Origin of the sequence: Alistipes putredinis DSM 17216 (assembly GCF_000154465.1) — a bacterium.
Lineage (GTDB): Bacteria > Bacteroidota > Bacteroidia > Bacteroidales > Rikenellaceae > Alistipes > Alistipes putredinis.
In genome coordinates this window covers 163,857-188,854 of record NZ_DS499577.1, presented here as the reverse complement: position 1 = coordinate 188,854, position 24,998 = coordinate 163,857, and the positions used below count along the sequence as shown (strand labels likewise).

The following is a 24,998-nucleotide window of genomic DNA, read 5'->3' as shown; positions in this document are numbered from 1 at the left end:
TAGTGCGCTTGATTTTAAGTTTTTACTTCATAAAAATATAGGCGGCGCATCGGCAAACTATCGTCCTGCAAGCCGAATCACCGAAAAGATACATGATACGTTAGACACTCTTCTATCATGAAAAGAATTCTGCTTTTTATTACGGCAACGCTTTTGCTCGCCTCCGGAACCTCCTGCTCGGACGACAATACCAATTTCGATCCGATCGGTGACGAACTGGGAATTCCTTATAAAGATGGTCACGATGTCTATGGCGTGGAAGTTTGGGAAGAAACATCAGTAATTCTTACAAACTATTATTCCTTAATTGAAGAAATCATTCAAGAAAAAACAGCAAAAATCCAATCAATCTGGTGGCTTTCTCCTGCCAAAGAAAAGTGTAATGTCCGTTGGAACTGTTCGGCTCCTATTATGGGGAAAACAGATCATTCATCCTCATATATAATCAATCCCGATTACAATATGAATTCATCGCAAATTACGATTGACTTAACAGATGTAACGGACAATTTTACCGTCGAAGCAATTGTTTCCATTGGGAATCTATCCATACGTCGATTCCAAACTATCCCAATTGTGACAAATGAGATTCGATGCGATGCATTTTATTACACCTTCGGGACACCACTCATGCAATTAGAAAATAATATAGACAATGAAAATACACTCAACTCTGATATATTAAAGGCGACCTATTATGCAAGAACTCGTCCGGTCAATTTTCTCGGATTTACGAATTTACCGGGACAAAGATTAGAAAAATTATACTGCACGGCCACAATTGCAGATCCGAATCCTCTACATGATTTACAATATGCGTGCAAGATATGTTTATCTCCTGAAGAACCGGAATTTGAATTACAAAGCGGATCGGAGAATGTATATCGCGTTCTGAATCCCCAACAGTGGGAAATCAACGGTTTGCTCTGCACACTCGAAAATACGACCTGGCAACAGTTAGGTGCTTCAGAAAATACGGACGATACAGAATTTGCATGTTTAACTATCAAGAAACTATAAAAAGAGAGGAAAATATGAACTGCACCCCAAAAGTTGGACATAACTTTTGGGGTGTTTTATGAAGTACAGTTATGAGGAGAAATTAACAGCAGTTTTGTCTGTTGTCAGAGGGCAACATTCCGTATCGTCCGCCTCCAAGCATTTTGGAATAAGCTATACGCCTTTGTCGCGTTGGATTGCGCGTTATAAAGAGTTCGGCGAAGCAGGTCTTCGTATACGGCAATATACTTACAGCGGCGATTTTAAGTTGTCAGCTATCAGGCACATGCACGAGAATCACTTATCTTTAACGGAAACAACGGCAAAGTTCGGTATTTACAATGAGAGTACGCTGAGCAAATGGGAGCGTATCTATTATGAAGAAGGTGAATCCGGTCTTTACCGTGATAATCGGGGTAAGATGAGAACCAAACCTAATAAACAGGAACTACAACCACAGGAAGAAAATGACTTGCGAGTCGAAAACCAACGTCTTCGCGCCGAGGTTGCTTACTTAAAAAAATTGAGGGTCTTAGTCGAGGAACGCATCGTCCGCGAGAACGGGAACGGGCAAAAGCCATCGAAGAACTAAGACCGGAACATACCCTTCCCACGCTATTGGAAGTTACGGGGATGGCGCGTAGTACGTTCTATTATCATCTGAAGCAGTTAAAGTTCCCCGATAAATACAAACAAGAGAAAAACGAGATTGTAAGTATATACCACGATCATAAGGGACGTTATGGTTACCGCCGTATCACAGTAGAGATGCACAATCGCGGATATTCTATAAACCATAAAACGGTACTGAGGTTAATGAACGAATGTGGAGTTAAATGCCAGGTGCGCCTAAAAAAATATCGTTCATACAAAGGAGAGGTTGGTGCCGTGGTGCCCGACTTGCTGAAACGTAATTTTATGGCGGAACGTCCTAATCAAAAGTGGGTTACAGACCTTACTGAATTTTCTCTGTTCGGCAAGAAGCTTTATCTGTCGCCTATTATGGACTTATATAACAGGGAAATAATAAGTTATAATATAGCTGAACATCCGACCTTTTACCAAACAATGAAAATGCTTGAAGATGCCATAAAGGATCTGCCCGATGCTCCGGAACTTATACTTCACTCGGATCAGGGTTGGCAGTACCAGATGAAACGCTATCAATATCGGCTGCGTGAAAAAGGTATTAGTCAGAGCATGTCTCGTAAGGGAAACTGTTTGGATAATGCGGTTATGGAAAACTTTTTCGGACTGTTAAAATCAGAATTATTATATTTGCAGAAGTTCGAGTCTGTCGATCATTTCCGCAAGGAACTGGAGGAATACATAAATTACTACAATAACAAGCGAATAAAGACCGCTTTAAACAACATGAGCCCGGTACAATACCGAACTCATGCTATCTGAATTATTAATCAGTCCAAACTTTGGGGTGCACATCAATAATTTTCCTCTCTTTTCAGTGAATATCGTTATAGTTTGATACCTAAAGGGTAAAATTTACCAAATTGATTTTCTGCAAAAGGTTCATCTGTATTGATAAAAATATGATTAGTGGGTAAGGTTTGAATCCGAGAATCTTTAGGGCCGCCTTGTGGAAGATTATGGAGACGGATAACCGTGTATAGATTACCTAAAGTTGATAATTCAATATATGTAGTATTATCCTTTTTCAATACAATTCCATTCGCAGACAAATTACCTGCTAATGCGGGTCCTTTACAGGTGATTCCTTCTTGATTTAATATAATGTTTTTATCTTTCACTGTAACGGTATCGAACTCTCCATTGAGAGCTTTCACAGTCCCCGAAGCCGTAACGGTATTAACCTCCAAGTCATCCGGTATATCCATGGGGAAATCGCCCTCGATCTTTGAAGCGGTCAGGGTTCCCTTCGTCGTGATATTGCCTGTGGCGACGATGGTCCCCGCATCGATCCGACTCTTGACATTCAACGTATCGGTTTCCAAGCTATTTGCTCTCATATTTACGACATCGAGCGCTCCATTGCCGATATGGATGCGATCTTTTCCAGTCGTACTGTATGAGTTGACAGCATCGTACCATACAATTAGGAACTGTCCGCTCGATGCGAACTCTTGCACTATGGCCGACTGGCGTTTGACATCGCTGCGATTACCGAACTGGGCGATCCAGTCGCCCGGCTGGGGCTCGCCGGTTCCTTCGGAATCAGTACTCGAAAACTCGATCCAATCTTCTCCCGCAGCTGTTACCAGTTTCCAATATTGACGAATCGTACTTCCAGTTGCCGGATTTTTCTGCACAAAAAAGAATTGATCGTCTTCTGCGAATTCGTTATTGCCACATGGAAATTCCAAATCGGCATGCCAAATATTATCCTGGGCTTGCGGCGTATAGAGTGTCGGTGAAGAGGAAAACTCGACCTTCGCATTCCGGAAATATACAATGGCTCCGGCGGTATTATTATATATCTGAAAATTCCGCATACCGGTCGGTGTCAAAACCGTCGATATCCGAATCCATCGCCCCACTTGATATTCCGCAAGCTCGACGATACTTTTCGTTTCATCCGCAGCTCCCAGGCGAATCTGCGCCGGAGCCTCGGCGAAGACATCGACCGAAGTCGCCATCGGCCGTCCCTGGGAACAAAGCGGGGCATCTTCGAAATAGTCGAGCCAGACCCCTGCCGATGATCCGGCACCTACGGTTTTCATACACGATTTACCGTGAAAATTTCCGAACGAAAGGTTGCTGCCGTTCGTCGTTTTCCAATTGGCAGCCGATGCCAGCGAAGTGTCCGCACCCGGCTTCATCGCTGCGATTTTGTTTCCCTTTACCTGTTCCGCAGCGACGATCCGGGCGGATGCCGAAGAAAAAATCACGCGGTCGCTCATCATAGTACTGAATGTTCCGGGACGGGATGCCTGTTCGGAACGGTCGGCAGACAACGCCCTTGCACTTGCGTTCTCCAGTCTGGACGGATTTTCCGTCGCATCGATCTGTTTTTCCATAAACGATACAGGTTTAATTATTTATTTACTCGGGTCGGCAGCGGGAATCTTCGCCAGAAGATACCCTTCCGCCATTCATTCTCAATCGATCTTCACCTGCGGTCAAAACCCGAATCGGCCTGTCTGCCGGGATTTCGGCCTCATTCTTTTATAAAGACAGCAAATAATATTGCATTCCAAACGAAACGTGTGCTATTTTCGAAGATCGGGACAAATCCGTTCCCGTCCCTTTCCCGAACCTTCGAGATCGGCAATCCCCGTAATGGATCCGGCACTCTCACCCCGCCGCCGACATATCGCCGTACATACAGCGGTGAAAGCCACAATACGGTCTCGCGCCGTCCATCCGGCACGAAAGCCTATTCCCCTCAAGCATCGAACAGGACATAACGAAAAAATATCGGAAGCTCCGCCGGGAACTTCCGATACACATAAAAGAGGATATAAAAACCCGTATTTCTAATATTGCTCCGACTCATTCGGGAAATCGCCCGATTTGACGTCCTCAACATAAGACGTGACCGCACCGGTCATCACCTCGTGCAAATCGGCATAACGGCGCAGGAAACGCGGCGAGAAACCCTTATTGATCCCCAGCATATCGTGAATCACGAGCACCTGTCCGTCCACACCGCCCCCGGCCCCGATACCGATGATCGGAATCCGCAGTTCGGAGGCGACCCGGGTCCCCAGCGCCGCAGGAATCTTCTCGAGCACGATGGCGAAACATCCCGCGTCTTCGAGCAGATGAGCGTCCCGCACCAGCTTCTCGGCCTCCTCCTCGTCTTTGGCCCGCACGTTATAGGTACCGAACTTATGAATCGACTGTGGCGTCAGGCCCAGATGCCCCATCACGGGGATTCCCGCCGAAAGGATACGGTTCACCGATTCGAGGATCTCCTCGCCGCCTTCGATCTTCACCGCATCGGCCTCGGTCTCCTTCATGATGCGGACGGCCGACTCGAGCGCCACTTTCGAATTTCCCTGGTACGTACCGAACGGCAGATCGACCACCACCAGCGCACGGCGCACGGCGCGTGCGACCGAGCGGGCATGGTAAATCATCATATCGAGCGTAATGGGCACCGTCGTTTCGTAACCCGCCATCACGTTGGCCGCCGAGTCGCCCACCAGAATCACATCGACCCCCGCCGCATCCACGATGCGGGCCATCGAATAATCGTACGAAGTCAGCATGGCGATCTTCTCCCGGCGCTGCTTCATCTCCCACAGACGATACGTCGTGACCGCCCTCACTGTACTCTCTACTGACATAGCATTATATATTTTCAATTTTCGAATCGGGAACCCTCCGGGTATTCCTCCTTTTCCCACCGGTAACCCGGGGCAAATTTAGCGTTTTGGCCGGACTTGCCAAAAAAAGTTCCACAAAACGACTCCTCCGGCCACCGAAACGTTCACCGAATGTTTGGTTCCGGCCTGCGGAATCTCGATCGCCCCGTCTGCCGCATCCACGACCTCCTGCGCCACGCCGTCCACCTCGTTGCCGAACACCAGGGCGTATTTCTGCCCCGGTCGAGGCCGGAATTCATCCAGCATGACGGCTCCTTCGACCTGCTCCACGACGTAAATGAGATACCCCTGCGCACGCAGCGCAGCGATGCAGTCGGTCGTCGCGGCGAAATAGTCCCACGCAACGGTCAGCTCGGCTCCGAGCGCCGTCTTGTGGATCTCCCGGTTGGGCGGGGTGGCGGTGATGCCGCACAAGGCGATACGTTCGACGGCAAAGGCGTCCGCCGTGCGGAAAAAGGCCCCGACGTTCTGCATCGAGCGTACGTTGTCCAGCACGACCGCCACCGGCATTTTCTCCATACGGGCGAACTCCCCGGCAGAGGGACGCCCCAGCTCTTCGTTGGTAATCTTTCTCATCGTTACAACTTCCCTGTTTTCACGGCAAAAGTAAGCAAATCCGAATATTTTAGCTAACTTTGGCGACCTAAATACACGCAAAAGCGTCCCGTTCCGCAGACGGCTCCGCCCGGCGGACCGGCAACCGGACGGAACGCGCGACAAACGACTACGATCGCCTATGAAGCAAATCGCACTTATCCTGACACTTCTGCTGGCTGCCGCCGGCGCCTCGGCCCAGGAGGTTTTCATCGGAGCCGACTTCGACACCCGGTTCGACAACCGCGAACACTCGGACTGCAACATCGACGATTCGCACACGTTCTTCAGTATGCGCCTGACCCCGAAAGCGGGTGTTATCTGGTCCGAAAAGAACCGGCTGGTGGTAGCCGTCGATCTGTTGCAAGACTTCGGCGACAAGGAACACAAGTTCTTGAGTAAAGTGGACCCCCAGATCTACTACCAGTTCAACTCGAAGACGGCACAGGCCGTAGCCGGTATTTTCCCGCGCTCCCTGCTGCTGGCCCGATACGATCCGTTCTTCCTGGGCAGTGCCTACTCGTTCTATAATAATCGCATCCAGGGCCTGGCCGCCCACTATAAATCCCAAACGGGCTCCTTCATCGAGTTCGCCATCGACTGGGAGGGAATGCGCTCGTACCAGACGCGCGAGAAGTTCCGCATCCTCTCGGGCGGCGAATACAAGGGACGCCATTGGTACGGCGGCTATGTCATGACCCTGCTCCACTACGCCAAAACCGACAATACGGAGTTGGACGAAGGGGTCGTGGACCACATCCTGCTCAATCCCTACGTCGGCTACCGCTACGAAGGAGCCTACACCTTCGATGCCCGGCTGGGTTACCTGCAAAGCCTGCAGCGCGACCGCCGCACCGAAGAGGGCTGGAAAGCGCCCAAAGGCGGGCGCCTCGCCCTGTCGGTAAGCCGCTGGGGTGTCTGTCTGCTCAACGAACTCTACGTCGGCGAGAACATGCTCCCCTTCTGGGACATCTATGGCACCGGACTCTATGCCAGCGGCCCCTTTTACGCAACCCCCAAGAAGATCTACAACCAGACGGCCGTCACCTACAACCGCCGCTTCTTCAACAACACGGTGGGCGTTTCGGCCGGATTCTATTTCCATTACGACGGCGTGGGCCTGGGCCTGCAACAGATCCTGAAAGTATCGGTCAATCTGCAAAAAACCGTTTACCGTCCCAAAAAATAGACGCAAAGGCGGAAAAAAGTTGTAATTTTGTGAAAAATATACCTGCTATGGCAATCGCAACCAACGACACCAATACCAAGGAGAAAGCCGCGAACTTTCTCGAAGAGATCATTCAGGAGTCTATCGCCAAGGGCGACACGCGCGTACAGACCCGTTTCCCGCCCGAACCCAACGGCTACCTGCATATCGGCCACGCCAAGAGCATCTGCATCAACTTCGGCCTGGCCAAGAAATACGGCGGCAAGTGCAACCTGCGTTTCGACGACACCAACCCGGTGAAGGAGGACGTGGAGTACGTGGATTCGATCAAGCGCGACATCCGGTGGCTGGGTTTCGACTGGGCGTTGGAACGCTATGCGTCGGACTATTTCGACCAACTCTACGACTGGGCCGTCGTCCTGATCAAGAAAGGCTTGGCCTATGTCGATGACCAGACGCAGGAAGAGATCCGCCTCACGCGCGGCACGGTATCCGAGCCCGGCAAGGAGTCGCCCTGGCGCAACCGCTCGGTCGAGGAAAACCTCGACCTGTTCGAGCGGATGAAAAAGGGCGAGTTCGCCGACGGCGAGAAGGTGTTGCGAGCCAAAATCGACATGGCGCACCCGAACATGCTGTTCCGCGACCCGATCATGTACCGCATCCTGCACGCCGAGCATCACCGCACGGGTAACAAATGGTGCATCTATCCGATGTACGACTATGCGCATGGCCAGTGCGATTCAATCGAACGGATCACCCACTCGATCTGCACCCTCGAATTCGACGTGCACCGTCCGCTCTACGACTGGTTCATCCAAGCGCTCGACATCTACCCCTCGCACCAGTACGAATTCGCCCGTCTGAACCTCACCTATACGATGATGTCCAAGCGCCGTCTTCTGAAACTCGTGCAGGAGGGCGCCGTGATGGGCTGGGACGATCCCCGCATGCCGACCATCTGCGCCCTGCGCCGCAAGGGTTATACGCCGGCTTCGGTGCGCAACTTCGCCGAAATGGTCGGCGTAGCCAAGCGCGACAACGTGATCGACCTGGGCAAGCTGGAGTTCTGCGTGCGCGAAGACCTGAACAAGGTCGCCGAACGCCGCATGGCGGTACTCAACCCGCTGAAAGTCGTCATCACCAACTACCCCGAAGGCAAAACCGAGCTTTTCACGGCGATCAATAATCCCGAAGACGAAAACGCCGGCACGCGCCAGGTGCCTTTCTCGCGCGAGATCTATATCGAACGCGACGACTTCATGGAGGTCCCGCCCAAGAAATACTACCGCCTGAGTCCCGGTACGGAGGTGCGCCTGCGCTACTCCTACCTGATCCGATGCGAAGAGGTCGTCAAGGATGCAGAAGGCAACATCACGGAGCTTCGCTGCACGTACGACCCGGAGTCGGGCAACGGTTCGTCGAGCGACGGCCGCCGCGTGAAAGGCGTGATCCACTGGGTATCGGCGGCCGATGCGATCGAAGCCGAAATCCGGCTCTTCAACCCGCTTTTCACGACCGAAGATCCCGACGACGTGGCCGAAGGCGGCAGTTGGGAGGACAATCTCAACCCCGATTCGATGATCGTCACCCGAGGCTATCTGGAACCGTCGCTTGGGGAGGCTCCCATCGGGCAGCCGTTCCAGTTCGAGCGCGTAGGGTATTTCTGCGCCGACACGGACTCCAAGCCCGGACACCCGGTATTCAACCGCACGGTGACCCTCAAGGATTCGTGGGCCAAGATCAACAAATAGATATTTCTTCTACGGTAAAATGAAAAAGCCGGAGCTATCGAAGCTCCGGCTTTTCGATTGATAAATCGTGTTTTCAATATTCGCCGTAAACTCCATATCGGACATTCACGGAAAATTTCCGACGCCCTGTCGTTGCTGTATTCAGGAGTAAAATATATCTTACATTTTAAAATACAGAGGGGTTCTAATTTCCTTCATACTCCAATCGATACCTTTGGCCCAATAGTCCTTATGCGTCGCTTTCAACACAAAGCCTTGCTTCTGATAGAACTTATAAACCAACTGCGAAGTTCTGACGGTTATCTTGCGGACACGATCAATTGATTTCAACTTGTCGATTCTATATTCGAGCAGTTGCTTCCCAAGCGATTTTCCCTGATAATCGGGATGTATGATGTCCCAACTTATTTTGCCGACGGTTTTATCATCGGCAAAATTTATTCCGCCGCAACCAACGATCCTGTCATTCGTGACCAGCACATAATACAACTCTATTTCTCGATCCAGATAATCACTCAAATCAATTTCTTCTTCCGCCGCAAAATATTCTGGTGTATTCCGCCGGATCAATTCCATCACATCATCCTTGTCTGTCGTCCGATATTCCCTTATCGTAACCATTTCTCCGTTTTCCCTCTCAACACTCTATTTACCGCCCGCATAAGAGGAATACACTTCCCGGCAACGCAACGATCGTTATTTCTTCCGGGCGATCGTTCGAAACGGCAGGGCCAGCACCCCGAAGAACGCTTCGCCGAAGATACCGCCCGACATCTTGGAGGTTCCTTCGGTCCGGTCGGCAAAGATGATCGGCACCTCGCCGATGCGGAATCCCATCTTCCAGGCCGTATATTTCATCTCGATCTGGAATCCGTACCCCACCATCTCGATCCGGTCGAAATCGATCGCCGCAAGGACTTCCCGCTTATAGCCGACGAATCCGGCCGTCGCATCGCAGACGGGCATCCCCGTCACGATCCGCACATACCGCGAGGCGCAATAGGACATCAACAGCCGCGACATAGGCCAGTTCACCACCGTCACTCCTTTCGAATACCGCGAACCGACGGCGACATCCGCTCCGGCCTCCAATTCGGCGGTAAGCCGCAGCAGATCGTCGGGATTATGCGAAAAATCGCAGTCCATTTCGAACACGGCATCGTACGGGCGAGCCAGCGCCCAGCGGAATCCCTCGATATAGGCAGTGCCCAACCCCAGTTTTCCCGAGCGTTCCAACAGAAACAGACGATCCGGAAACTCCGCCTGCCGCTCCTTGACGATCGCTCCCGTTCCATCGGGCGAGCCGTCGTCCACCACGAGCAAATGGTAACCGCCCTCGAGCGACATCACCTTCGAGATCATCTTCGAAATATTCTCCCGCTCGTTATAAGTAGGTATGACAACCAATTTTTCCATCCAAATACTTTCTTCAGGGTAATTATGTATTTCAGCGTACCTTTATCCGACAGTCACAGCTCCGAATCCGGCAGCCGCTTATTTGCGATTCGCAGCCGCATTTATAATTCTGCCTCTCCGGATCTCCTCTCGGAGAGGACTTGGGCCGCTACACACCCCCAAAGGTACACAAAAGTATATTATCGCCAGCTTAAATCGCCCCCGTCCGAACATCGACACATAAGGCAGCGGTCGCATTCGAATCGCCGCCCCTTTACAGCAACTTGCCGAACCGTCTGCGACCTAATAAATAACGCAGAACGATCGACCCGCAGTATATGCCCCGGGGCTTTCCCTTCACCGCACCGCGAACAGCCCGCCGCTTGGCGGCCAGCGCCTTGTGCGCCCGCAGAAAATCCCGCCACGCACGTCCCACGGCCCGCACGTAATCCGGACGCCCCTGCATCAGGTACGACAGCGCCGCGCACGAGTCGAGCACCGGACGCACGATAGCCACGACGCTCCGCTGCACCGGCGACGCACACTTGTAGAGCATCGCCAGATTATTGCGATGGTTGTAAAACACCTTCGAAGGCGATCCCTGCGCCAGACTCCCCCCGCCGAGGTGATAAACCCGGCTCCGGGGCTCGATCCGCACCCGGTAACCGGCCAGTTGCATCCGCCAGCAAAGGTCGATCTCCTCCATGTGGGCGAAAAAATCCTCGTCGAAACCGCCCAATGCCCGAAATACTTCGGCCCGGCAGCAGAAAGCAGCGCCGCTCGCCCAAAAAACATCGCGGGCATCGTCATACTGCCCTTCGTCCCGTTCGACACACTGCAAAATACGACCTCGGCAGAAAGGATACCCCAAGTAGTCGATGAAACCGCCCGAAGCTCCGGCATACTCGAACCGCGCAGGCTCGACGAGCGACAGCAGCTTGGGCGCTACGGCAGCCACGGTCCGATCCCGATCGAGCGTTTCGACGAGCGGTTCGACCCATCCGGCAGGCGTTTCGACATCCGAATTGAGCAGAATGAAATAGTCCGCATCGAGATACTCCAACGCCCGGTTATAACCTCCGGCGAACCCGTAGTTACGGTCCAGTACGATTCGCCCCACAGCGGGAAATTCGCGTTCGAGCACGCCGAGCGAATCGTCCGTCGAACCGTTGTCGGCCACGACGACGCCGACCCCTTCGGGAACCGATGCGAGCACCGAAGGCAGGAAACGGCGCAAATGCCCGGCACCGTTCCAATTCAGGATCACTATTTCTGTTTTCGTTCGCATTCCATGCGGGCCAGATCGGCCGGGGACTTGTGTTTCCACCGCTTGTGCGACCACATCCACAGGTCGGGGTATTCGCGGATCTTCTGCTCCAGACGCCGCACGTAGCGTTCCGTTATTTCATGGGGAGCCACCTCCTCTTCTCCGTCGTAAATCCGGTCGAAATCCATCTCGTAATAACCCGGTTTGACACGCCGCAGCCAACAGCAATATACGGGCAGACCGCAACGCAGCGCCAGCTTCTCCCCTCCGTCGAAAAAGATCGTATCCCGATTGAGGAAGCGGAACCAATGGCTGTCGGGACGGCGCGGCGGATTCTGATCGGCAATCAGTCCCATCACGATATTCTTGCCGTCGATTCCCTTCTCCCGATTTCGCAGATAGAAGCGCAGGGACTCAGCCATCGGTACCGGACAGATATTCGCATGGCTGCGCAGACGTTTGTACAATTCGTCGAAAACGCGACTCCGCAGGGGATGATAGACCGCCACGACCACCTGCGAAGGGACGATAATCCCCCAGAACGAACAGTATTCCCAGCACCCCAAATGAGCCGTCAGAGCGATCCAGTCCCGGCCCTCGACCGCAGCCATCTGCTTTTCCAGATCCTTTACGACGACGACCTGACGGCATTTCTCGTCGGTGAGTCCGGCCAGACTGAAGGTATCTACGAAAATCTCCGCCAAAGTACGGTAAAAACCTCTCCGGATAGCATGCAACTCCTCCAGGCTTTTCTCCGGAAAAGAGTTCCGCAAATTCTCCGTCACGACCCGATAACGGTAACGCAACAGGCGCAACGCACCGAAAACGGCCGGTTCCACCACGTAATAGCGAAACCAATACGGCAAAATGGAGAAAAACTTACAGAAAATCCAGAGGCTTTCCAGTCCGATCCTTCCCCAAAAACCCAGATTCGGGCTTTTCTGTCTTTCTACCTCCGGCTTACTCATTCGATTTCGGTTCTACGAACAGTTTCACATTATCGACCTTCGTGCGGACCGAAAGCCACTTGCGCAACTGCTCCCGGTCTATCTGGCGTTGGAAATCCTTCGGCGTAATAACGCAGACCAACAGCGTATCCAGCGGTTTGCCCGCAACGTCGAACATCACCCCTTTGGTAAGCGACATCGACTCCACGTTATCCGACATCACGCCCACCTCCTGCGAAATATCGCCGATATCGACATTCGTCACCTGATAGCGAGCCAGTCGCTGTTTCATCTCGGCGATTTGCCGATTCTTCTCGTCCAGCAGCTCCACGTAACTCGACTGCAGCGACTGCAAATCGACTTTATCCGAGGTCGATGCCTGGCGCACCACCAATTCTGTCCGGGGCAGCCCGTAGCTGGCAAGCTGTCCCCGCGCATTCTCGATCACATCTTCGCCGAGCGGCTCCCCGACCAACAGCAGTTCGATACGGGGCGATTCTCCGCCCCGGCGGTAGATCTTGCTGGATTCGATCACACGGGTCTGCGGGAAATTGAACACCTGGGCGATATACTTATCGGCCTGCACCTCGAAAATCGAAACCCGCACCATATGCAAGCCGATGAATACGCTGGGAATAAACGTAACGAGCGTAATCGCCAGCATCGTCCGCTTCACGAAACGCTCGCGGGATTTGTTGAGAAACGTCTTCTTCCTGTACTTCAGAAACCGGGTAAAAATATAAGTAGCCAGGGCGATAAAAACCGTATTGATGAAAAACAGGTAAAACGCCCCGAAGAAAAAACGATACTGTCCCGTCGCCAGACCGAACCCCGCCGTACAGAGAGGCGGCATCAACGCCGTAGCGATCGCAACGCCCGGAATAACGGTCGAATTACGATCCTGGCGCGATTGCGCCACGATACCGGCCATACCGCCGAAAAAGGCGATCAACACGTCGTAAGTCGTCGGAGTGGTACGTGCGAGCAACTCACTGCTCGCATTCCCCAGCGGGGAGATGAAAAAGAAGAGGGTCGAAGTCGAAATCGCCACGACGAACATCAGGACGAAGTTCCTGACGGATTTTTTCAGCAGGTCGAAATCGTTGATCCCGAGCGAAAAGCCGATACCCATAATCGGCCCCATGATCGGAGAAATACACATGGCGCCGATAATTACGGCGGCCGAATTGACATTCAGGCCCAGCGACGCCACCATCGTAGCGCAAATCAGGACCCACAAATTGACGCCGCGAAACTCCGTACCCTTGCTGATGTTGGCAGCTACTTCATCCTGCGAGGCCTTGTCATCCTCCAGACTGAAACGGTCCCGCATAAAAGCCCGGAACTCCGCCCAAAGTCGGAACGAATGACGGGACTGCTCTTTCAATTCACTATTTTCCATATCACTCATTTACTCTTCTTCGGATTCTGTATCCATATTCTTTCCCGGTTTCGGAAGCCCCGCCACCACGATCACGAACTCTCCTTTGGGCGTATGTTCCCGGAAATAGTCCGCAACCTCGGCAAGGGTTCCCCGCACGGTCTGTTCGAACTTTTTGGTCAGTTCCCGCGACACGGCCGCCATCCGCTCCGGACCGAACACCTCGGCGAACTGTTCGAGGGTCTTGACCACCCGGAAAGGCGACTCGTAAAAAATCATCGTACGCGGCTCCGACGCAAGGCTCTGCAAATGCTTGTTGCGGCCTTTCTTCTGGGGCAGAAAACCCTCGAAGCAAAACCGGTCGCACGGAAAGCCGCTCTGCACGAGCGCCGGAACGAAAGCCGTAGCTCCGGGCAGCGTCTCCACCTCGATCCCCGCTTCAAGACAGGCCCGCACCAGCAGGAATCCCGGGTCGGAGATTCCCGGCGTGCCCGCATCCGAAATCAGAGCCGCTGAACGGCCCTGGGCGATGTTGTCGGCCACCAGACCAACCGTCGCATGTTCATTGAACTTGTGGTGGGCATACATCTTTTTCTCGATGCCCAGATGCTTGAGCAGCACCGACGAGGTGCGCGTGTCTTCAGCCAGAATAAAATCGACTTCGGAAAGCACCCTGACGGCCCGAATCGTGATGTCGTCCAAATTTCCGATCGGCGTAGGAACGATATAGAGCTTAGCCATCGTCAGGAGAGTTTACGTTCCAGCAACTCCATCAGGAACCTCACTCCGTCGGACGAAGGGTTCCAATCGTAATTCTCGGAGATATAGATAATGCAGTCGTCCAGGTCGTCAAACTCGTTCAGACGGTCGATCGTCCGTTCGTACCGCTCGGTATCGCCGCCGAACAAGTCCCGCAGCAACAGGAATTTGTCGTTGATACCGATCGCCTGCTTCAGGTCGGTGATCCGCTCCTTGCGCACGATTTCGGAAGCCATGTCCTTCGGCGCGGCGATCGTGTCGGCCAGCGTATGCACGTCACCGCCCAACACCTCGCCCAGCACCGGCTCCGGTTCGGCGGCAAACGGGTATTTCGGGGCATCGGTTTTAGCCGAAGTCGTTTCGGCGACGACCGTCTTTTGCGAAGCGGCAACGGAAGCATCGGCATCCGCCGCATTATCCGCTTGCTCCGAAATCTCTGCAGCGACAGAGTCGGATTCCGATGTTTCGGACTGTGGCTCCGGCATTTGCGACGTTACGGACTTCTTCGGTTCATCCATTTTATCGAGGAGTGTTTCCGGCTGCGGAGCCACTGCATCGTCCTGCTCCTTTCCGGCGGTTGCCCGTTGCTGCGGCGCCGCTGCATGCCCCGGCTTCTGCCCGATTCCGACCGGAATCTTCGAAGCAGCGGCTTCCTGCGGCCCGTCCGTTTCGTAGAGGGACATGATGACCCGGCGCTTCTCCCTGTGACGGATCACCAGATCGTCCAGATCGAACAGACTGTCCGACACGACGACTTTCTGCTTCGATTCGGTATCGGCTTCAGAGGAGGGGGCAACCACCTGTCCGGCAGACGATCCGGCAAGCCCCTCCTGACCGATCCGAGCCGCAGCATCGCGCCCGGTTCCCGGCGCTTTGCCGGCCCGCCCTTCCATCGAAACGTCCTGCCGCGAAAAACCGGCCGCCGCAGACAGCGACACCTCGACGGCCGCAGGCTCCGATACAGGAACAGACTGCACAGCGGGTACAGATTCCGATACAGGCACGGGTTCAGGGGCAGTTCCGACGGCAGGCGCCGGATCCGGCTCGGGTACAGAAGCGGGAGCAACAACAGGCATCGGTTCCGACATAGGTTCTGTAACGGCAGACACTGAAACCGGCTTCTCGGAAGACGCAGGTTCCGGCACAGCCGCAGACTCCCCGACGGGTGCATCCAAAGCTTCGGGCATCGCAGCCGACTCCGGCAGGAAATCGCGGACAGGCTCCGCCAGCAAATCGTCCAGGTCGATACTTATTTCGGACACCGGCGCAACTTCGGCGACGGACTGCTGCGCAGCGACGGACGCGGAAGCGGAGGAATCCCCTTCGTCGAAATTCGCAAACCGTATCGCTTCATACAATTTTTTGAGCTTGTCCAAAACCAAATCCCGCTCGATGCCGGGGACATCGTGCGAACCCGCCCAGCCATCGACCAGTTCGATCAAACGGGCAAGTTCTTCCTGTATCTTGTTCACCTCCATAACAAAATCGGTTTATCAGAGCCAAAGGTACGAAAAATATCGGATGCGGGAAACGGTTTGTCCGCAGATTGCCAAAAATTCACCGATGCAGCTCGACGATTATTTTCCGAATCGGAAAAACTATGTATATCTTTGCTTCGGATGCAAAACCGAACGAAAAACCTTCGAACGGACACCGCACCCGCTTTGCTGCATATACCCACACTAAAAAAATCATCCTGAAATGGATATTCTGGAACTGCGCCGCTATTGCCTCTCCCTGCCGCTGGCAGAAGAGTGTACCCCGTTCGACGAAACGACCCTGGTCTTCAAAATCGGGGGCAAAATGTTCTGTTACACCGATATGGTGGAATTCCGATGGATCGCTGTAAAGTGCGATCCGGATCGGGCCGTTCTGCTTCGCGAACGCTATCCGGAACTGGTCACTCCCGCTTTCCACAGCAACAAACGCCACTGGAACGGCATCCGTACGGATGGTGATCTGCCCGACGCCTTTATCCGCGAGCAACTCCGCCACTCCTATCTGCTCGTCGCGGCAGGCATCACCCCCAAAGCCTTGCGGCAGGAAATACGAAACCAGATCGAAAAAGCCGGGCTCCCCGAAGAGTAACCCGGCTTTCGCCTCTTTCCCGAATCAGCCCCGCATCTGCCGCCGCATCATCCGACGCCAGCGGAAATACCCGGCCAGCGACATCGTCAGGTAAATCGTGTAGAGCAATGCGGTGAGCGGGATCTCCTTGTAGAAATAGAGCCCGACCGTCACCAAATTGACTACAAACCATACAAACCACTGTTCCAGATACTTGCGCGAAAGCATCCACATTCCCACGATGCTCAGCGACGTGGTCAGGCTATCCCAGAACGGCACGGTGCTGTTGGTAAAGGTCACGAGCACCCAGTAGATGAACAGATGGATCGCCGCATACGCCGCCGCGATCATCGGCCAGCGGCGTGCGGGCGTACGGGAAATACCGCCGCCCTTTTCGGTTTTGGGAGCGTTGCGCCATACCAGCCACCCATAGACACTTGCCAGAAAATAATAGACGTTCATGCCGAAATCGGCATAAAGCCCCGTCTGGAAGTAGAGCGTACCGTGCACGACGGGCATCACCAGCCCCACGAGCCAGAGGTAGATGTTGGCCCGGTATTCGAGCCACAGATAGAGCAGCCCCAGCGTAAAGCCGACGATCTGCAGGATGAGTTTGAGTTCCATCGCCTAAAACCGCACCGTTACGTTGGCCAGCACGTTGAACATCGCCTGGGGAAAATAGAAGGCCGAATCTTCGCGCACACCTCCGACAATCGACGAATAACCGTAGCCGTTGTTACAATACTCCGTATTGAAAAGATTGTTGATCTGCACGCCGAAACGCACGCTTCCGATCTTCGAGGCAGCCAATTCATACCCCAGGTTCAGGTTGGTGACACAGTAGTCGTCGAGCGACAGCGCATCGTTGCGGCCGTTGGTAAAGTATTGTTTGCCGACATACTGCGTATGCAGCAGGGCGCTGAACCCTTTGACATGGAAATCCAATAGCACTCCGGCGATGACCGACGGAGAGTAGGAAAGGGTCGAGGTCCCGAGATACAGCTCCTTTTCGCCCAGGTAGTTCCAGTCGGCGTCGTACTCCGAAACATATTCCGTATAGTTCTCGATCCGGTTCTGGCTCAGGGTCGCATTGGCTCCCAGCGAAAACCAGCGGGCGATGTTCAGCGAAGCCGAGAGTTCGATGCCCCGGCGGTAACTGTCTGGAATATTGCGGGACAGCTCCTGCCCCGTGTCCGAGAGTTCGCCCGTAGCGACCAGCTGATCCTTGTAGGACATATAGTAGAAGTTCACGCCCGCCTCGAAACGGTCGTTGTGGAAAAGATAGCCGAACTCCCAGTCGTACAGCCGCTCCGAGGTGGGATACTCCCCGTTCTTGGTATCGGTGAAGTTGCTGCGCGTAGGCTCCTTCTGCGCCACGGCGAACGACACATAGACCTTGTGATTCCGGGCGAAAGTGTAGTTCACGCCCGCTTTGGGGTTGAAAAAGTGATAGGTACGGTGAATATCCAACTCCTGAAGCGCCGAAGTGGTGCTGTTGAAATTGTCGTTGGTGCCCGTAATGTTATGCCGGATGAAACGGTACTGCAGGTCGGCATAGAGGTTCAGCCCCCGCGCAGCCTCCCAGTTGATCTTGGCGAAGACGTTGGCATCGTACTTGGTCGAGGCGTTACGATAATATTCGTGACGCGGGAAGCCGGGTGCATCGACGACCGACATCACGTTTCCCCAGTGGCCGCCGTCATATACGTTGCCCGCACCGCCCAGGGCCAGTTGTACGCGACCACGAGTATAGTTGGCCGATGCCACCACGCCGCCGAAATGGTTGTCCATCGACTTGCGGCGAATCAGATTGCTTTCGGTAATCGGCTCGTTCGGATCGTCCGTAGGGATCGGCGCGATACCGTACTCACTCAACGTCTGTCCGTTCTTATACTGGTTGTAATAACCCGAACCGTAGGTGTAGTGGCCCGTGACATTCAGCGTCCAACGGGCGTTGAAGCGATGATTGACGATCAACTGATTGTTGATCTGGGTATAGTTATCCGTCTGGTTATCATAAAACGAAATCGATCCGTCGGCATGTTTGACAAGCCCCTGCGAATTGTAGCGCCGGTCGGTTTCGAGCTGCTCCTTCGTCACGCCGTCATAAGCCAGTCCGACTCTGGCCACACCGCCGAAGGAGATCAGCTTCACGGCCGTACCCCCATCGTAGTACCCGACCTGCAACATGTAGGACTCCAGGTTGGTGAAGGCCCGATCGACATAACCGTCCGAGGAGATATGCGAAAGCCGGGCATCGACGGTCCAATGGCCGCCCATGAGTCCCGAACCGATCTGCAACGACTGTTTGTTGGTGTTGTAGGAGCCATAGGAAAGGGACGCTTCGCCAGAAAATTCGCTCGACATCGGGGCGGTGGTCATATTCACCGAACCGCCGAAGGCTCCCGTACCGTTGGTCGAGGTTCCGGCACCGCGCTGTACCTGGATCGTTCCGACCGAAGAAGCCATGTCGGGCGTATCGTACCAATAGACCGAGTGGCTCTCGGCATCGTTCATCGGCACGCCGTTGGTTGTGACATTGATGCGCGAAGCATCCGAACCGCGCAGACGGAACGCCGTACCGCCGATGCCGTTGCCGGCATCCGAAGTGGCGACCACCGACGGAGTCATTTGCAACAACGTCGGCATGTCGCTGCCGAAATTCCGGCGAGAAATCGCTTCTCGGCCGATATCGGCATATGCCACCGGAGTTTTGCGATCGACGCGGGTAGCGGTCACCTCGATCTGCTGCAATTCGTACAGTTTCATGGAATCCGGAGTCATGGAGTCCGTTTCCACCGGTTCGTCCGCGTGCACCGGCATCGCGCACCAGACAGCCGCAGCCGTAAGCGGCAGTAAGAAAATCCTTTTCATAACTTTAATTGAATTAAAAGAACAGAAAAGGGGTATGTCGTATCGATTATAGATTCCCGGTTTCAGCATTACCCGTATCCGGTACAATGGGTATAATCTCAGCCTGACAGTAAGGCACCCCTTCAAGAATACGGGCGCAAAGATAACATTAAATTTCGGAAAATCGCACCGCATCACAAAAAGAGTACGCCACCCGGCTCGACCCCAGGAATGGCGCACAGCTTTGTTCGAACAACTCACTCCGAATGCGGCGGACAGCGACGAAAAACCGACTGTTCGGATATTTGCCGAAAAAAACGTTTACAACCCGGAACCAGGCAAAACCCGGGACCGTTTTCCGGCTCCGACAGTTGAAAAATCCGGTATCTTCCTCGGGACAGGGCAAGCCTGGGGAGAGTCATCACCTACCGGAAAGTACCGAACCGATAGACGGTCTTCTGGCAATAAAATCCGTCAGGCGCAAGCAGCGGAGAAGGAAATTCCGGCCGATTGACCGCATCGGGATACCCCTGACAGACGACGGCGACCCCTTCGTAATCCCGGTAGCGGCCGCCCGACTTCGTTTCGGGGCATCCGCCGCCCAAGCGATTGCCGGTGTAGAGCGTCACGCCGGGCTGCGAAGAGAGAATCTCCACCCGGCGTCCCGAACGTGCATCGCGCAATTCGCCGACTTCGGTCAGGATATTCTGCCGCCAACCGTCCACGGGGAAGAAGTGGTCGTACCCCCGCAGCATCCGGATCCGGTCGAAATCGGAATCGACGCCCTCACCCAAGCGGCGCAGTGAACGGAAATCGGCGGGCGTACCGGCAACACCGAGCAGTTTCCCGGTAGGAATCAGACGATCGTCCGCTTCCAAAACAGTCGAAGCATCGAGCCGCAGCTCGTGGTCGAGTACCGACCCGCTGCCCTCGCCGCCCAGATTGAGCAGCAGGTTGCAGGCCATGTTCACGGGCGTCGTCCGGTCGGTTCGAGCGATATAAGTTATTTCCAGCGCATTATCTTCGTCGAAATCGAAAGCGGCCTCGACCTGCAAATTACCGGGATACCCCTGATCGCCGTCGTCGGAAGAGAGCGACATCACGACCCGGTTGGTTTCGACACGGCTCTCCCACAAGCGCCCGGCGAAGCCCTTCACACCGCCGTTGAGATGCCCGGCCATGCCGTTTATATCCAAGCGGTATTCTTCGCCGTCAATCCGCATCGTCCCGTAAGCGATGCAACCGGCCACGCGGCCGATGCTTTTGCCGCACAGGGCCGGATCGCCGAAATAACTGCGGAAATCCTTGTAACCCAGCGCCACATCCGCCAAATGTCCGTCACGATCGGGAACCAGAATCGACACGACAGCCGCGCCGACATTGCAAAGCCGCACTTCGGCACCTGCGGCATTGCGCAGCGTATAGAGCACAACGGCCTCGCCCTCCGAAGTGGCGCCCCAGATCTGCTGTTCGATCTCCATCCCTATTCGCCCGGCTTCAGATTACGCAGCAGGTTGTCGATACGACGCAGGGTCTCCTCCTTCCCGATGAAAGAGGTAACGTCGTACATACCGGGACCCTTGCCGGCTCCGACCAGCGCCAGGCGCAGCGTGTTCATCACCTGTCCCAGCGAATAGCCCTTCTGCTCGATCCAGCCGTGCACGATCCGCTCGGTATTTTCGAGCGAAAAATCGTCGATGCCGGCCAGCACCTCGCGCAGTTCGCGCAGCATAGCCGGATTATCGCCCTTCCAATACTTCTTAGCCTGCTTCTCATCGTACTGAGTCGGAGCGACGAAGAAGAACGAGGTCAGATCCCACAGATCGGTGATGAACGTGGCCCGCTCTTTCATAATGCCTGCGGCACGCCCGGCCAACTCGTCCGAAACCTCGATGCCGTGCTCGCGCAGGATCGGCTGATACAGTGCGGCCAGTTCCGCGTCGCTCTTATGGTGCATATACTGGGCGTTGAACCACTTGGCCTTGTCGGGCTGGAAGCGGGCGCCCGATTTCGAAACGCGCTCCAGCGAGAAGTTGTCGATCAGCTCCTGCATCGAGAAGATCTCCTGCTCGGTGCCGGGATTCCACCCCAGCAACGCCAGCATGTTGATAAACGCCTCGGGGAAATAACCGTCCTCGCGGTAACCGCGTGCGGTTTCGCCCGTCGGGGATTTCCAGAAGAGCGGGAACACGGGGAACCCCATCTTGTCGCCGTCGCGCTTCGAGAGTTTGCCACCGCCCGTAGGTTTCAGCAGCAGAGGCAGATGCGCGAAGCGGGGCTGCAGGTCCGTCCAACCAAAGGCCCGGTACAGCAGATAATGCAGCGGCAACGACGGCAGCCACTCCTCGCCACGGATCACGTGCGACACCTCCATCAGACGGTCGTCCACGATATTCGCCAGATGGTACGTAGGCAGCGCATCGGCCGACTTATAGAGCACCTTGTCGTCGAGCGTCGAAGTGTTCACCTCGACATGCCCCCGGATCAGGTCGTCCATTTCGACGATCTCGTTTTCGGGCATCTTGAAGCGAATGACCCACTGGTCGCCCCGCGCGATGCGGGCTGCGACCTCCTCTTTCGAGAGAGAGAGCGACGTAGGCAGTTTCTCGCGGATCGAATAGTTGTATGCGAAAGTTTCGCCGCGCGCCTCGTACTCCTTGCGCAGGGCGTCCAACTCCTCGGCAGTATCAAAAGCGTAGTAGGCCCATCCGGACTCCACGAGCTGTTTCGCGTATTTCAGGTAGATGTCGCGCCGCTCGCTCTGGCGGTACGGCGCATGAGGGCCGCCGACGCCGACACCCTCGTCGATCTCGATGCCGCACCACTTGAGCGACTCGAGGATATACTCCTCGGCACCCGGCACGAAACGCTGCGAGTCGGTATCTTCGATACGAAGAATCATCGTACCGCCGTGCCGACGCGCGAACAGGTAGTTATAAAGCGCCGTACGTACGCCGCCGATATGCAGAGGCCCCGTAGGGCTGGGTGCGAAGCGCACCCGGACAGGTCTTTCCATATTTCGTTACTCTTTGTTGATTTCCTTTTTATCGTCATGTTCGGATTCGGCCGTCTTGCGACCGGCCGCATCCTGCGCCGCTGCACCCCCTCGGGCAGGTTTGCACAAAGTCGGCGCCACGGCCCACAGCGCACACATCACCCACACTACGAAGGCACCCGATACCACGCGCCAGACCGCATCGTTCCTCAAAGCGACCACTGCGAGAAGCAGGACGAAAAATATCCGTTCCGTCCATCGGGAGGTAAGCGCCCGGGCGATTTTTGCACGATTTCCCATACCGTTTACTTAATGCGGTATTCGACCCGCATGGTGATACGGGCTTTTTTCTGCCGGCTCGAGGTGTTGAACGATCCTCCGGCCGAGAACTCCTCGTTGGTATTGGCACCCGTGATCTGGAACACGCCCATACGGGCCGAAGCCACTCCGCCGAGCTTCGCTCCGGCATTGACCGCGATCTTCTCGGCACGGACACGGGCATCGGCCGATGCTTTCTCGATGAGCGACAACTTCACGTCGTCGAGCTTCGTATAGTAATAATCGGGCTGCATAGCCTCGATCGAAACGCCCTGGGCGATCAGCGAAGAGATTTCACGCGAAACATTCTCGACGGCATCGACACTCTTCGACTCGACGGTGAAGCCCTGCGAAAGCCGGTAACCGGTAAACCGCTGTCCGGCCCAACTGCCATTGGCCGAATAGACCGGCTCGTACTGCTTGGTGACGTTCACGAACTGGAAGACCACGGCTTCAGCAGCGATCCCTTTCGAGAGGAGGTAGTCGTACACCTTCTTCTTGCTGGATTCGATCTGCGCGTATCCCGCTTCGACGTTCTGCGCCTCGGCGGTGATGAAACCGTTCCAGACGATCAGGTCGGACGAGAACTCGGTTTCGCCGAGGCCCGTCACCACGATCGTCTCCTGCGCGTGGTATTTATATGTGTACGCCCTTGCGAGCAACCAGGCACTGACGACGATCGCCGCACCGATGATGAGGTACTTCCAATACGCTTTCATAACCGTAATATTTTAAGAATTATATTTGCTAACCCGCCGCAATTCATCGGCCGCTTCCGGTCCGGCGTTTTCAACAGGACACGATCACCGCATCCGGCGGCGCCCCGCCCGCTACCGTAAACGGCAGCGCGGCACTACACGTTGAACAGGAAGTGCATGATGTCGCCGTCCTGCACCACGTACTCCTTACCCTCAACCCCGATCTTGCCCTGGTCGCGGCAGGCCTTTTCGGAACCCAGCGCCACATAGTCGTCGTACTTGATGACTTCGGCACGGATGAAGCCCCGCTCGAAATCGGTGTGGATGATGCCGGCGGTCTGGGGCGCTTTCATGCCCCGGCGGAAAGTCCAGGCACGGCTCTCGTCGGCACCGGTCGTGAAGAACGTCTGCAAATCCAGCAATTTATAGGCCGCTTTAATCAGACGCGCCACGCCCGACTCCTTCAGGCCGATCTCTTCGAGGAACATCTGGCGCTCCTCGTACTCGTCCAGCTCGGCGATGTCGGCCTCGGTAGCTGCGGCGACGATCAGCATCTCGGCCCGCTCGTCGGCAATGGCGGCCTCGACGGCCCGGGTATGTTCGTTGCCCGTCACGGCGCTCTTCTCATCAACGTTGCAGACGTAGAGCACCGGTTTGTCGGTCAGCAGGTTCAGGTCGGCGACCAGCTTGCGGTCCTCTTTCTCGAGCTCCACGGTCCGGGCGCTCAAACCCTGCTCCAGGACGGCCTTGTACTGCAACAGGATCTCCACGGCACGTTTGGCCTGCTTGTCCCCGCCCACGACAGCCTGCTTCTGGGTCTTGGCAAGGCGGTTCTCGATGGTTTCGAGGTCCTTGAGCTGCAACTCGGTATCGATGATACCCTTGTCGCGCACAGGGTCGATCGAACCATCGACATGGGTAATGTTATCGTTCTCGAAACAACGGAGCACATGAATAATGGCGTTCGTGTTGCGGATGTTGGCCAGAAACTTGTTGCCCAGCCCCTCGCCTTTCGAGGCACCTTTCACCAGTCCGGCGATATCGACGATCTCGATAGTGGTGGGAACCACCCGCTTGGGATTGTCGATCTCCGCGAGCCGAATGAGCCGCTCGTCGGGAACGGTGATGACGCCCACGTTGGGCTCGATCGTACAGAAAGGAAAATTCGCCGCCTGCGCCTTGGCGTTGGACAGGCAGTTGAAAAGGGTCGATTTACCCACGTTGGGCAGCCCCACGATACCGCATTGTAAAGCCATTGAATATCTTTCGTTTTTAATATTATCCGTTCGACAGGCATCGGCAAAATGCAGGTGCCCCCGCGAAGACGGTCGATATACCGTCGTTCGGAAATGCAAAGATACGAATAAGCCGCGTGCAAAAGCAAATTTATTTGCATTTTGCCCAGGCGAAGTATTTTAGACGAAGTCAAAGATACGAAAATCTCCCCGATAACTTGCGTTTGACGAAGACTTTGTTCGTTGATTCCGAACAGACAA

Annotated in this window: 22 protein-coding genes; 5 read left to right on the top strand and 17 right to left on the bottom strand. The window is 54.8% G+C overall.

All coding sequences use genetic code 11. The features are described 5' to 3' along the window. The first annotated feature begins 117 nt into the window (after positions 1 to 117). Positions 118 to 1,020 carry a hypothetical protein gene (locus tag ALIPUT_RS01070; RefSeq protein ID WP_004327734.1) on the top strand — a complete coding sequence of 301 codons (903 nt, stop codon included), beginning with the start codon at positions 118 to 120 and terminating at the stop codon, positions 1,018 to 1,020. A 58-nt stretch (positions 1,021 to 1,078) separates the two neighbouring features. Further along, a protein-coding gene (locus ALIPUT_RS12270) for an IS3 family transposase (RefSeq protein ID WP_390384717.1) occupies positions 1,079 to 2,409 on the top strand; the annotation gives its coding sequence in 2 pieces (ribosomal slippage) (positions 1,079 to 1,523 and positions 1,523 to 2,409; 1,332 coding nt in all). Between the two features lie 65 nt (positions 2,410 to 2,474). Here ALIPUT_RS12270 and ALIPUT_RS01055 read toward each other — a convergent pair. From ALIPUT_RS01055 to ALIPUT_RS01040, 3 genes are all read right to left on the bottom strand, one after another. Further along, positions 2,475 to 3,995, bottom strand: a complete 1,521-nt coding sequence (locus tag ALIPUT_RS01055; RefSeq protein ID WP_004327731.1) for a hypothetical protein — start codon at positions 3,993 to 3,995, stop codon at positions 2,475 to 2,477. Positions 3,996 to 4,454: 459 nt separating this feature from the next. Beyond that, the gene (gene panB, locus ALIPUT_RS01045; RefSeq protein WP_004327730.1) at positions 4,455 to 5,270 is read right to left on the bottom strand and encodes a 3-methyl-2-oxobutanoate hydroxymethyltransferase; all 816 of its coding nucleotides are present in this window, start codon (positions 5,268 to 5,270) and stop codon (positions 4,455 to 4,457) included. Positions 5,271 to 5,348: 78 nt separating this feature from the next. Then, positions 5,349 to 5,885 carry an RNA methyltransferase gene (locus ALIPUT_RS01040; protein ID WP_004327729.1) on the bottom strand — a complete coding sequence of 179 codons (537 nt, stop codon included), beginning with the start codon at positions 5,883 to 5,885 and terminating at the stop codon, positions 5,349 to 5,351. Positions 5,886 to 6,045: 160 nt separating this feature from the next. On the opposite strand from ALIPUT_RS01040, the gene ALIPUT_RS01035 reads away from it, so the two are divergent. Continuing rightward, complete coding sequence (locus ALIPUT_RS01035) at positions 6,046 to 7,092, top strand: hypothetical protein (RefSeq protein WP_004327728.1); 1,047 nt, start codon at positions 6,046 to 6,048, stop codon at positions 7,090 to 7,092. Positions 7,093 to 7,139: 47 nt separating this feature from the next. Continuing rightward, on the top strand, positions 7,140 to 8,822 hold the full coding sequence (locus ALIPUT_RS01030) for a glutamine--tRNA ligase/YqeY domain fusion protein (protein WP_004327727.1): 1,683 nt from the start codon (positions 7,140 to 7,142) through the stop codon (positions 8,820 to 8,822). Positions 8,823 to 8,981: 159 nt separating this feature from the next. On the opposite strand, the gene ALIPUT_RS01025 is transcribed toward ALIPUT_RS01030, so the two are convergent. The 7 genes from ALIPUT_RS01025 to ALIPUT_RS00995 form a co-directional block, all read right to left on the bottom strand. Beyond that, entirely contained in the window at positions 8,982 to 9,443 is a 462-nt protein-coding gene (locus tag ALIPUT_RS01025) for a GNAT family N-acetyltransferase (RefSeq protein WP_004327726.1), read from the bottom strand. A gap of 75 nt (positions 9,444 to 9,518) precedes the next feature. Further along, a complete protein-coding gene (locus tag ALIPUT_RS01020) occupies positions 9,519 to 10,238 on the bottom strand; it encodes a polyprenol monophosphomannose synthase (protein ID WP_004327725.1) in 720 nt (239 codons plus the stop codon). Between the two features lie 253 nt (positions 10,239 to 10,491). Then, positions 10,492 to 11,505, bottom strand: a complete 1,014-nt coding sequence (locus ALIPUT_RS01015) for a glycosyltransferase family 2 protein (protein WP_004327724.1) — start codon at positions 11,503 to 11,505, stop codon at positions 10,492 to 10,494. Continuing rightward, positions 11,484 to 12,452: a lysophospholipid acyltransferase family protein gene (locus ALIPUT_RS01010; protein ID WP_004327723.1), complete on the bottom strand. Its 969-nt coding sequence runs from the start codon at positions 12,450 to 12,452 to the stop codon at positions 11,484 to 11,486. Before ALIPUT_RS01010 ends, ALIPUT_RS01015 begins: the two co-directional genes overlap by 22 nt. Beyond that, on the bottom strand, positions 12,445 to 13,842 hold the full coding sequence (locus tag ALIPUT_RS01005) for a TIGR00341 family protein (RefSeq protein ID WP_004327722.1): 1,398 nt from the start codon (positions 13,840 to 13,842) through the stop codon (positions 12,445 to 12,447). Before ALIPUT_RS01005 ends, ALIPUT_RS01010 begins: the two co-directional genes overlap by 8 nt. Beyond that, complete coding sequence (gene rsmI, locus ALIPUT_RS01000; RefSeq protein WP_004327721.1) at positions 13,843 to 14,553, bottom strand: 16S rRNA (cytidine(1402)-2'-O)-methyltransferase; 711 nt, start codon at positions 14,551 to 14,553, stop codon at positions 13,843 to 13,845. A gap of 2 nt (positions 14,554 to 14,555) precedes the next feature. Beyond that, positions 14,556 to 16,049 carry a hypothetical protein gene (locus ALIPUT_RS00995; RefSeq protein WP_004327720.1) on the bottom strand — a complete coding sequence of 498 codons (1,494 nt, stop codon included), beginning with the start codon at positions 16,047 to 16,049 and terminating at the stop codon, positions 14,556 to 14,558. Between the two features lie 223 nt (positions 16,050 to 16,272). Between ALIPUT_RS00995 and ALIPUT_RS00990 the strand changes: the two genes are divergently transcribed. Beyond that, positions 16,273 to 16,659 (top strand): MmcQ/YjbR family DNA-binding protein, encoded by a 387-nt coding sequence (locus tag ALIPUT_RS00990; RefSeq protein WP_022460554.1) that lies wholly within the window; start codon positions 16,273 to 16,275, stop codon positions 16,657 to 16,659. A gap of 24 nt (positions 16,660 to 16,683) precedes the next feature. Here ALIPUT_RS00990 and pnuC read toward each other — a convergent pair whose 3' ends face one another. The 7 genes from pnuC to ychF form a co-directional block, all read right to left on the bottom strand. Then, positions 16,684 to 17,262 carry a nicotinamide riboside transporter PnuC gene (pnuC, locus tag ALIPUT_RS00985; RefSeq protein ID WP_004327718.1) on the bottom strand — a complete coding sequence of 193 codons (579 nt, stop codon included), beginning with the start codon at positions 17,260 to 17,262 and terminating at the stop codon, positions 16,684 to 16,686. 3 nt (positions 17,263 to 17,265) lie between these two features. After that, positions 17,266 to 19,512, bottom strand: coding sequence for a TonB-dependent receptor (locus tag ALIPUT_RS00980; protein WP_040293039.1), 2,247 nt, complete (start codon positions 19,510 to 19,512; stop codon positions 17,266 to 17,268). A gap of 404 nt (positions 19,513 to 19,916) precedes the next feature. Beyond that, positions 19,917 to 20,972 carry an aldose epimerase family protein gene (locus ALIPUT_RS00975; protein WP_004327716.1) on the bottom strand — a complete coding sequence of 352 codons (1,056 nt, stop codon included), beginning with the start codon at positions 20,970 to 20,972 and terminating at the stop codon, positions 19,917 to 19,919. A gap of 2 nt (positions 20,973 to 20,974) precedes the next feature. Continuing rightward, positions 20,975 to 22,507 (bottom strand): glutamate--tRNA ligase, encoded by a 1,533-nt coding sequence (gltX, locus tag ALIPUT_RS00970; protein ID WP_004327715.1) that lies wholly within the window; start codon positions 22,505 to 22,507, stop codon positions 20,975 to 20,977. Between the two features lie 6 nt (positions 22,508 to 22,513). After that, positions 22,514 to 22,786, bottom strand: a complete 273-nt coding sequence (locus ALIPUT_RS00965) for a hypothetical protein (RefSeq protein WP_004327714.1) — start codon at positions 22,784 to 22,786, stop codon at positions 22,514 to 22,516. A 5-nt stretch (positions 22,787 to 22,791) separates the two neighbouring features. Next, a complete protein-coding gene (locus ALIPUT_RS00960; protein WP_004327713.1) occupies positions 22,792 to 23,523 on the bottom strand; it encodes an SIMPL domain-containing protein in 732 nt (243 codons plus the stop codon). A 134-nt stretch (positions 23,524 to 23,657) separates the two neighbouring features. Next, complete coding sequence (gene ychF, locus ALIPUT_RS00955) at positions 23,658 to 24,758, bottom strand: redox-regulated ATPase YchF (RefSeq protein WP_004327712.1); 1,101 nt, start codon at positions 24,756 to 24,758, stop codon at positions 23,658 to 23,660. Between the last annotated feature and the right edge of the window lie 240 nt (positions 24,759 to 24,998).

Excerpts from the sequence above, each read along its gene's own strand:
- ALIPUT_RS01015 (WP_004327724.1), bottom strand. The coding sequence starts at position 11,505 with ATGCGAACGAAAACAGAAATAGTGATCCTGAATTGGAACGGTGCCGGG.
- ychF (WP_004327712.1), bottom strand. The coding sequence starts at position 24,758 with ATGGCTTTACAATGCGGTATCGTGGGGCTGCCCAACGTGGGTAAATCG.
- panB (WP_004327730.1), bottom strand. The coding sequence starts at position 5,270 with ATGTCAGTAGAGAGTACAGTGAGGGCGGTCACGACGTATCGTCTGTGG.
- ALIPUT_RS00975 (WP_004327716.1), bottom strand. The coding sequence starts at position 20,972 with ATGGAGATCGAACAGCAGATCTGGGGCGCCACTTCGGAGGGCGAGGCC.
- ALIPUT_RS01030 (WP_004327727.1), top strand. The coding sequence starts at position 7,140 with ATGGCAATCGCAACCAACGACACCAATACCAAGGAGAAAGCCGCGAAC.
- ALIPUT_RS00960 (WP_004327713.1), bottom strand. The coding sequence starts at position 23,523 with ATGAAAGCGTATTGGAAGTACCTCATCATCGGTGCGGCGATCGTCGTC.
- rsmI (WP_004327721.1), bottom strand. The coding sequence starts at position 14,553 with ATGGCTAAGCTCTATATCGTTCCTACGCCGATCGGAAATTTGGACGAC.
- ALIPUT_RS00980 (WP_040293039.1), bottom strand. The coding sequence starts at position 19,512 with ATGAAAAGGATTTTCTTACTGCCGCTTACGGCTGCGGCTGTCTGGTGC.
- gltX (WP_004327715.1), bottom strand. The coding sequence starts at position 22,507 with ATGGAAAGACCTGTCCGGGTGCGCTTCGCACCCAGCCCTACGGGGCCT.
- ALIPUT_RS01010 (WP_004327723.1), bottom strand. The coding sequence starts at position 12,452 with ATGAGTAAGCCGGAGGTAGAAAGACAGAAAAGCCCGAATCTGGGTTTT.
- ALIPUT_RS01070 (WP_004327734.1), top strand. The coding sequence starts at position 118 with ATGAAAAGAATTCTGCTTTTTATTACGGCAACGCTTTTGCTCGCCTCC.
- ALIPUT_RS01040 (WP_004327729.1), bottom strand. The coding sequence starts at position 5,885 with ATGAGAAAGATTACCAACGAAGAGCTGGGGCGTCCCTCTGCCGGGGAG.
- ALIPUT_RS01025 (WP_004327726.1), bottom strand. The coding sequence starts at position 9,443 with ATGGTTACGATAAGGGAATATCGGACGACAGACAAGGATGATGTGATG.
- ALIPUT_RS01005 (WP_004327722.1), bottom strand. The coding sequence starts at position 13,842 with ATGAGTGATATGGAAAATAGTGAATTGAAAGAGCAGTCCCGTCATTCG.
- ALIPUT_RS00990 (WP_022460554.1), top strand. The coding sequence starts at position 16,273 with ATGGATATTCTGGAACTGCGCCGCTATTGCCTCTCCCTGCCGCTGGCA.
- ALIPUT_RS00995 (WP_004327720.1), bottom strand. The coding sequence starts at position 16,049 with ATGGAGGTGAACAAGATACAGGAAGAACTTGCCCGTTTGATCGAACTG.
- ALIPUT_RS00965 (WP_004327714.1), bottom strand. The coding sequence starts at position 22,786 with ATGGGAAATCGTGCAAAAATCGCCCGGGCGCTTACCTCCCGATGGACG.
- ALIPUT_RS01035 (WP_004327728.1), top strand. The coding sequence starts at position 6,046 with ATGAAGCAAATCGCACTTATCCTGACACTTCTGCTGGCTGCCGCCGGC.
- pnuC (WP_004327718.1), bottom strand. The coding sequence starts at position 17,262 with ATGGAACTCAAACTCATCCTGCAGATCGTCGGCTTTACGCTGGGGCTG.
- ALIPUT_RS01055 (WP_004327731.1), bottom strand. The coding sequence starts at position 3,995 with ATGGAAAAACAGATCGATGCGACGGAAAATCCGTCCAGACTGGAGAAC.
- ALIPUT_RS01020 (WP_004327725.1), bottom strand. The coding sequence starts at position 10,238 with ATGGAAAAATTGGTTGTCATACCTACTTATAACGAGCGGGAGAATATT.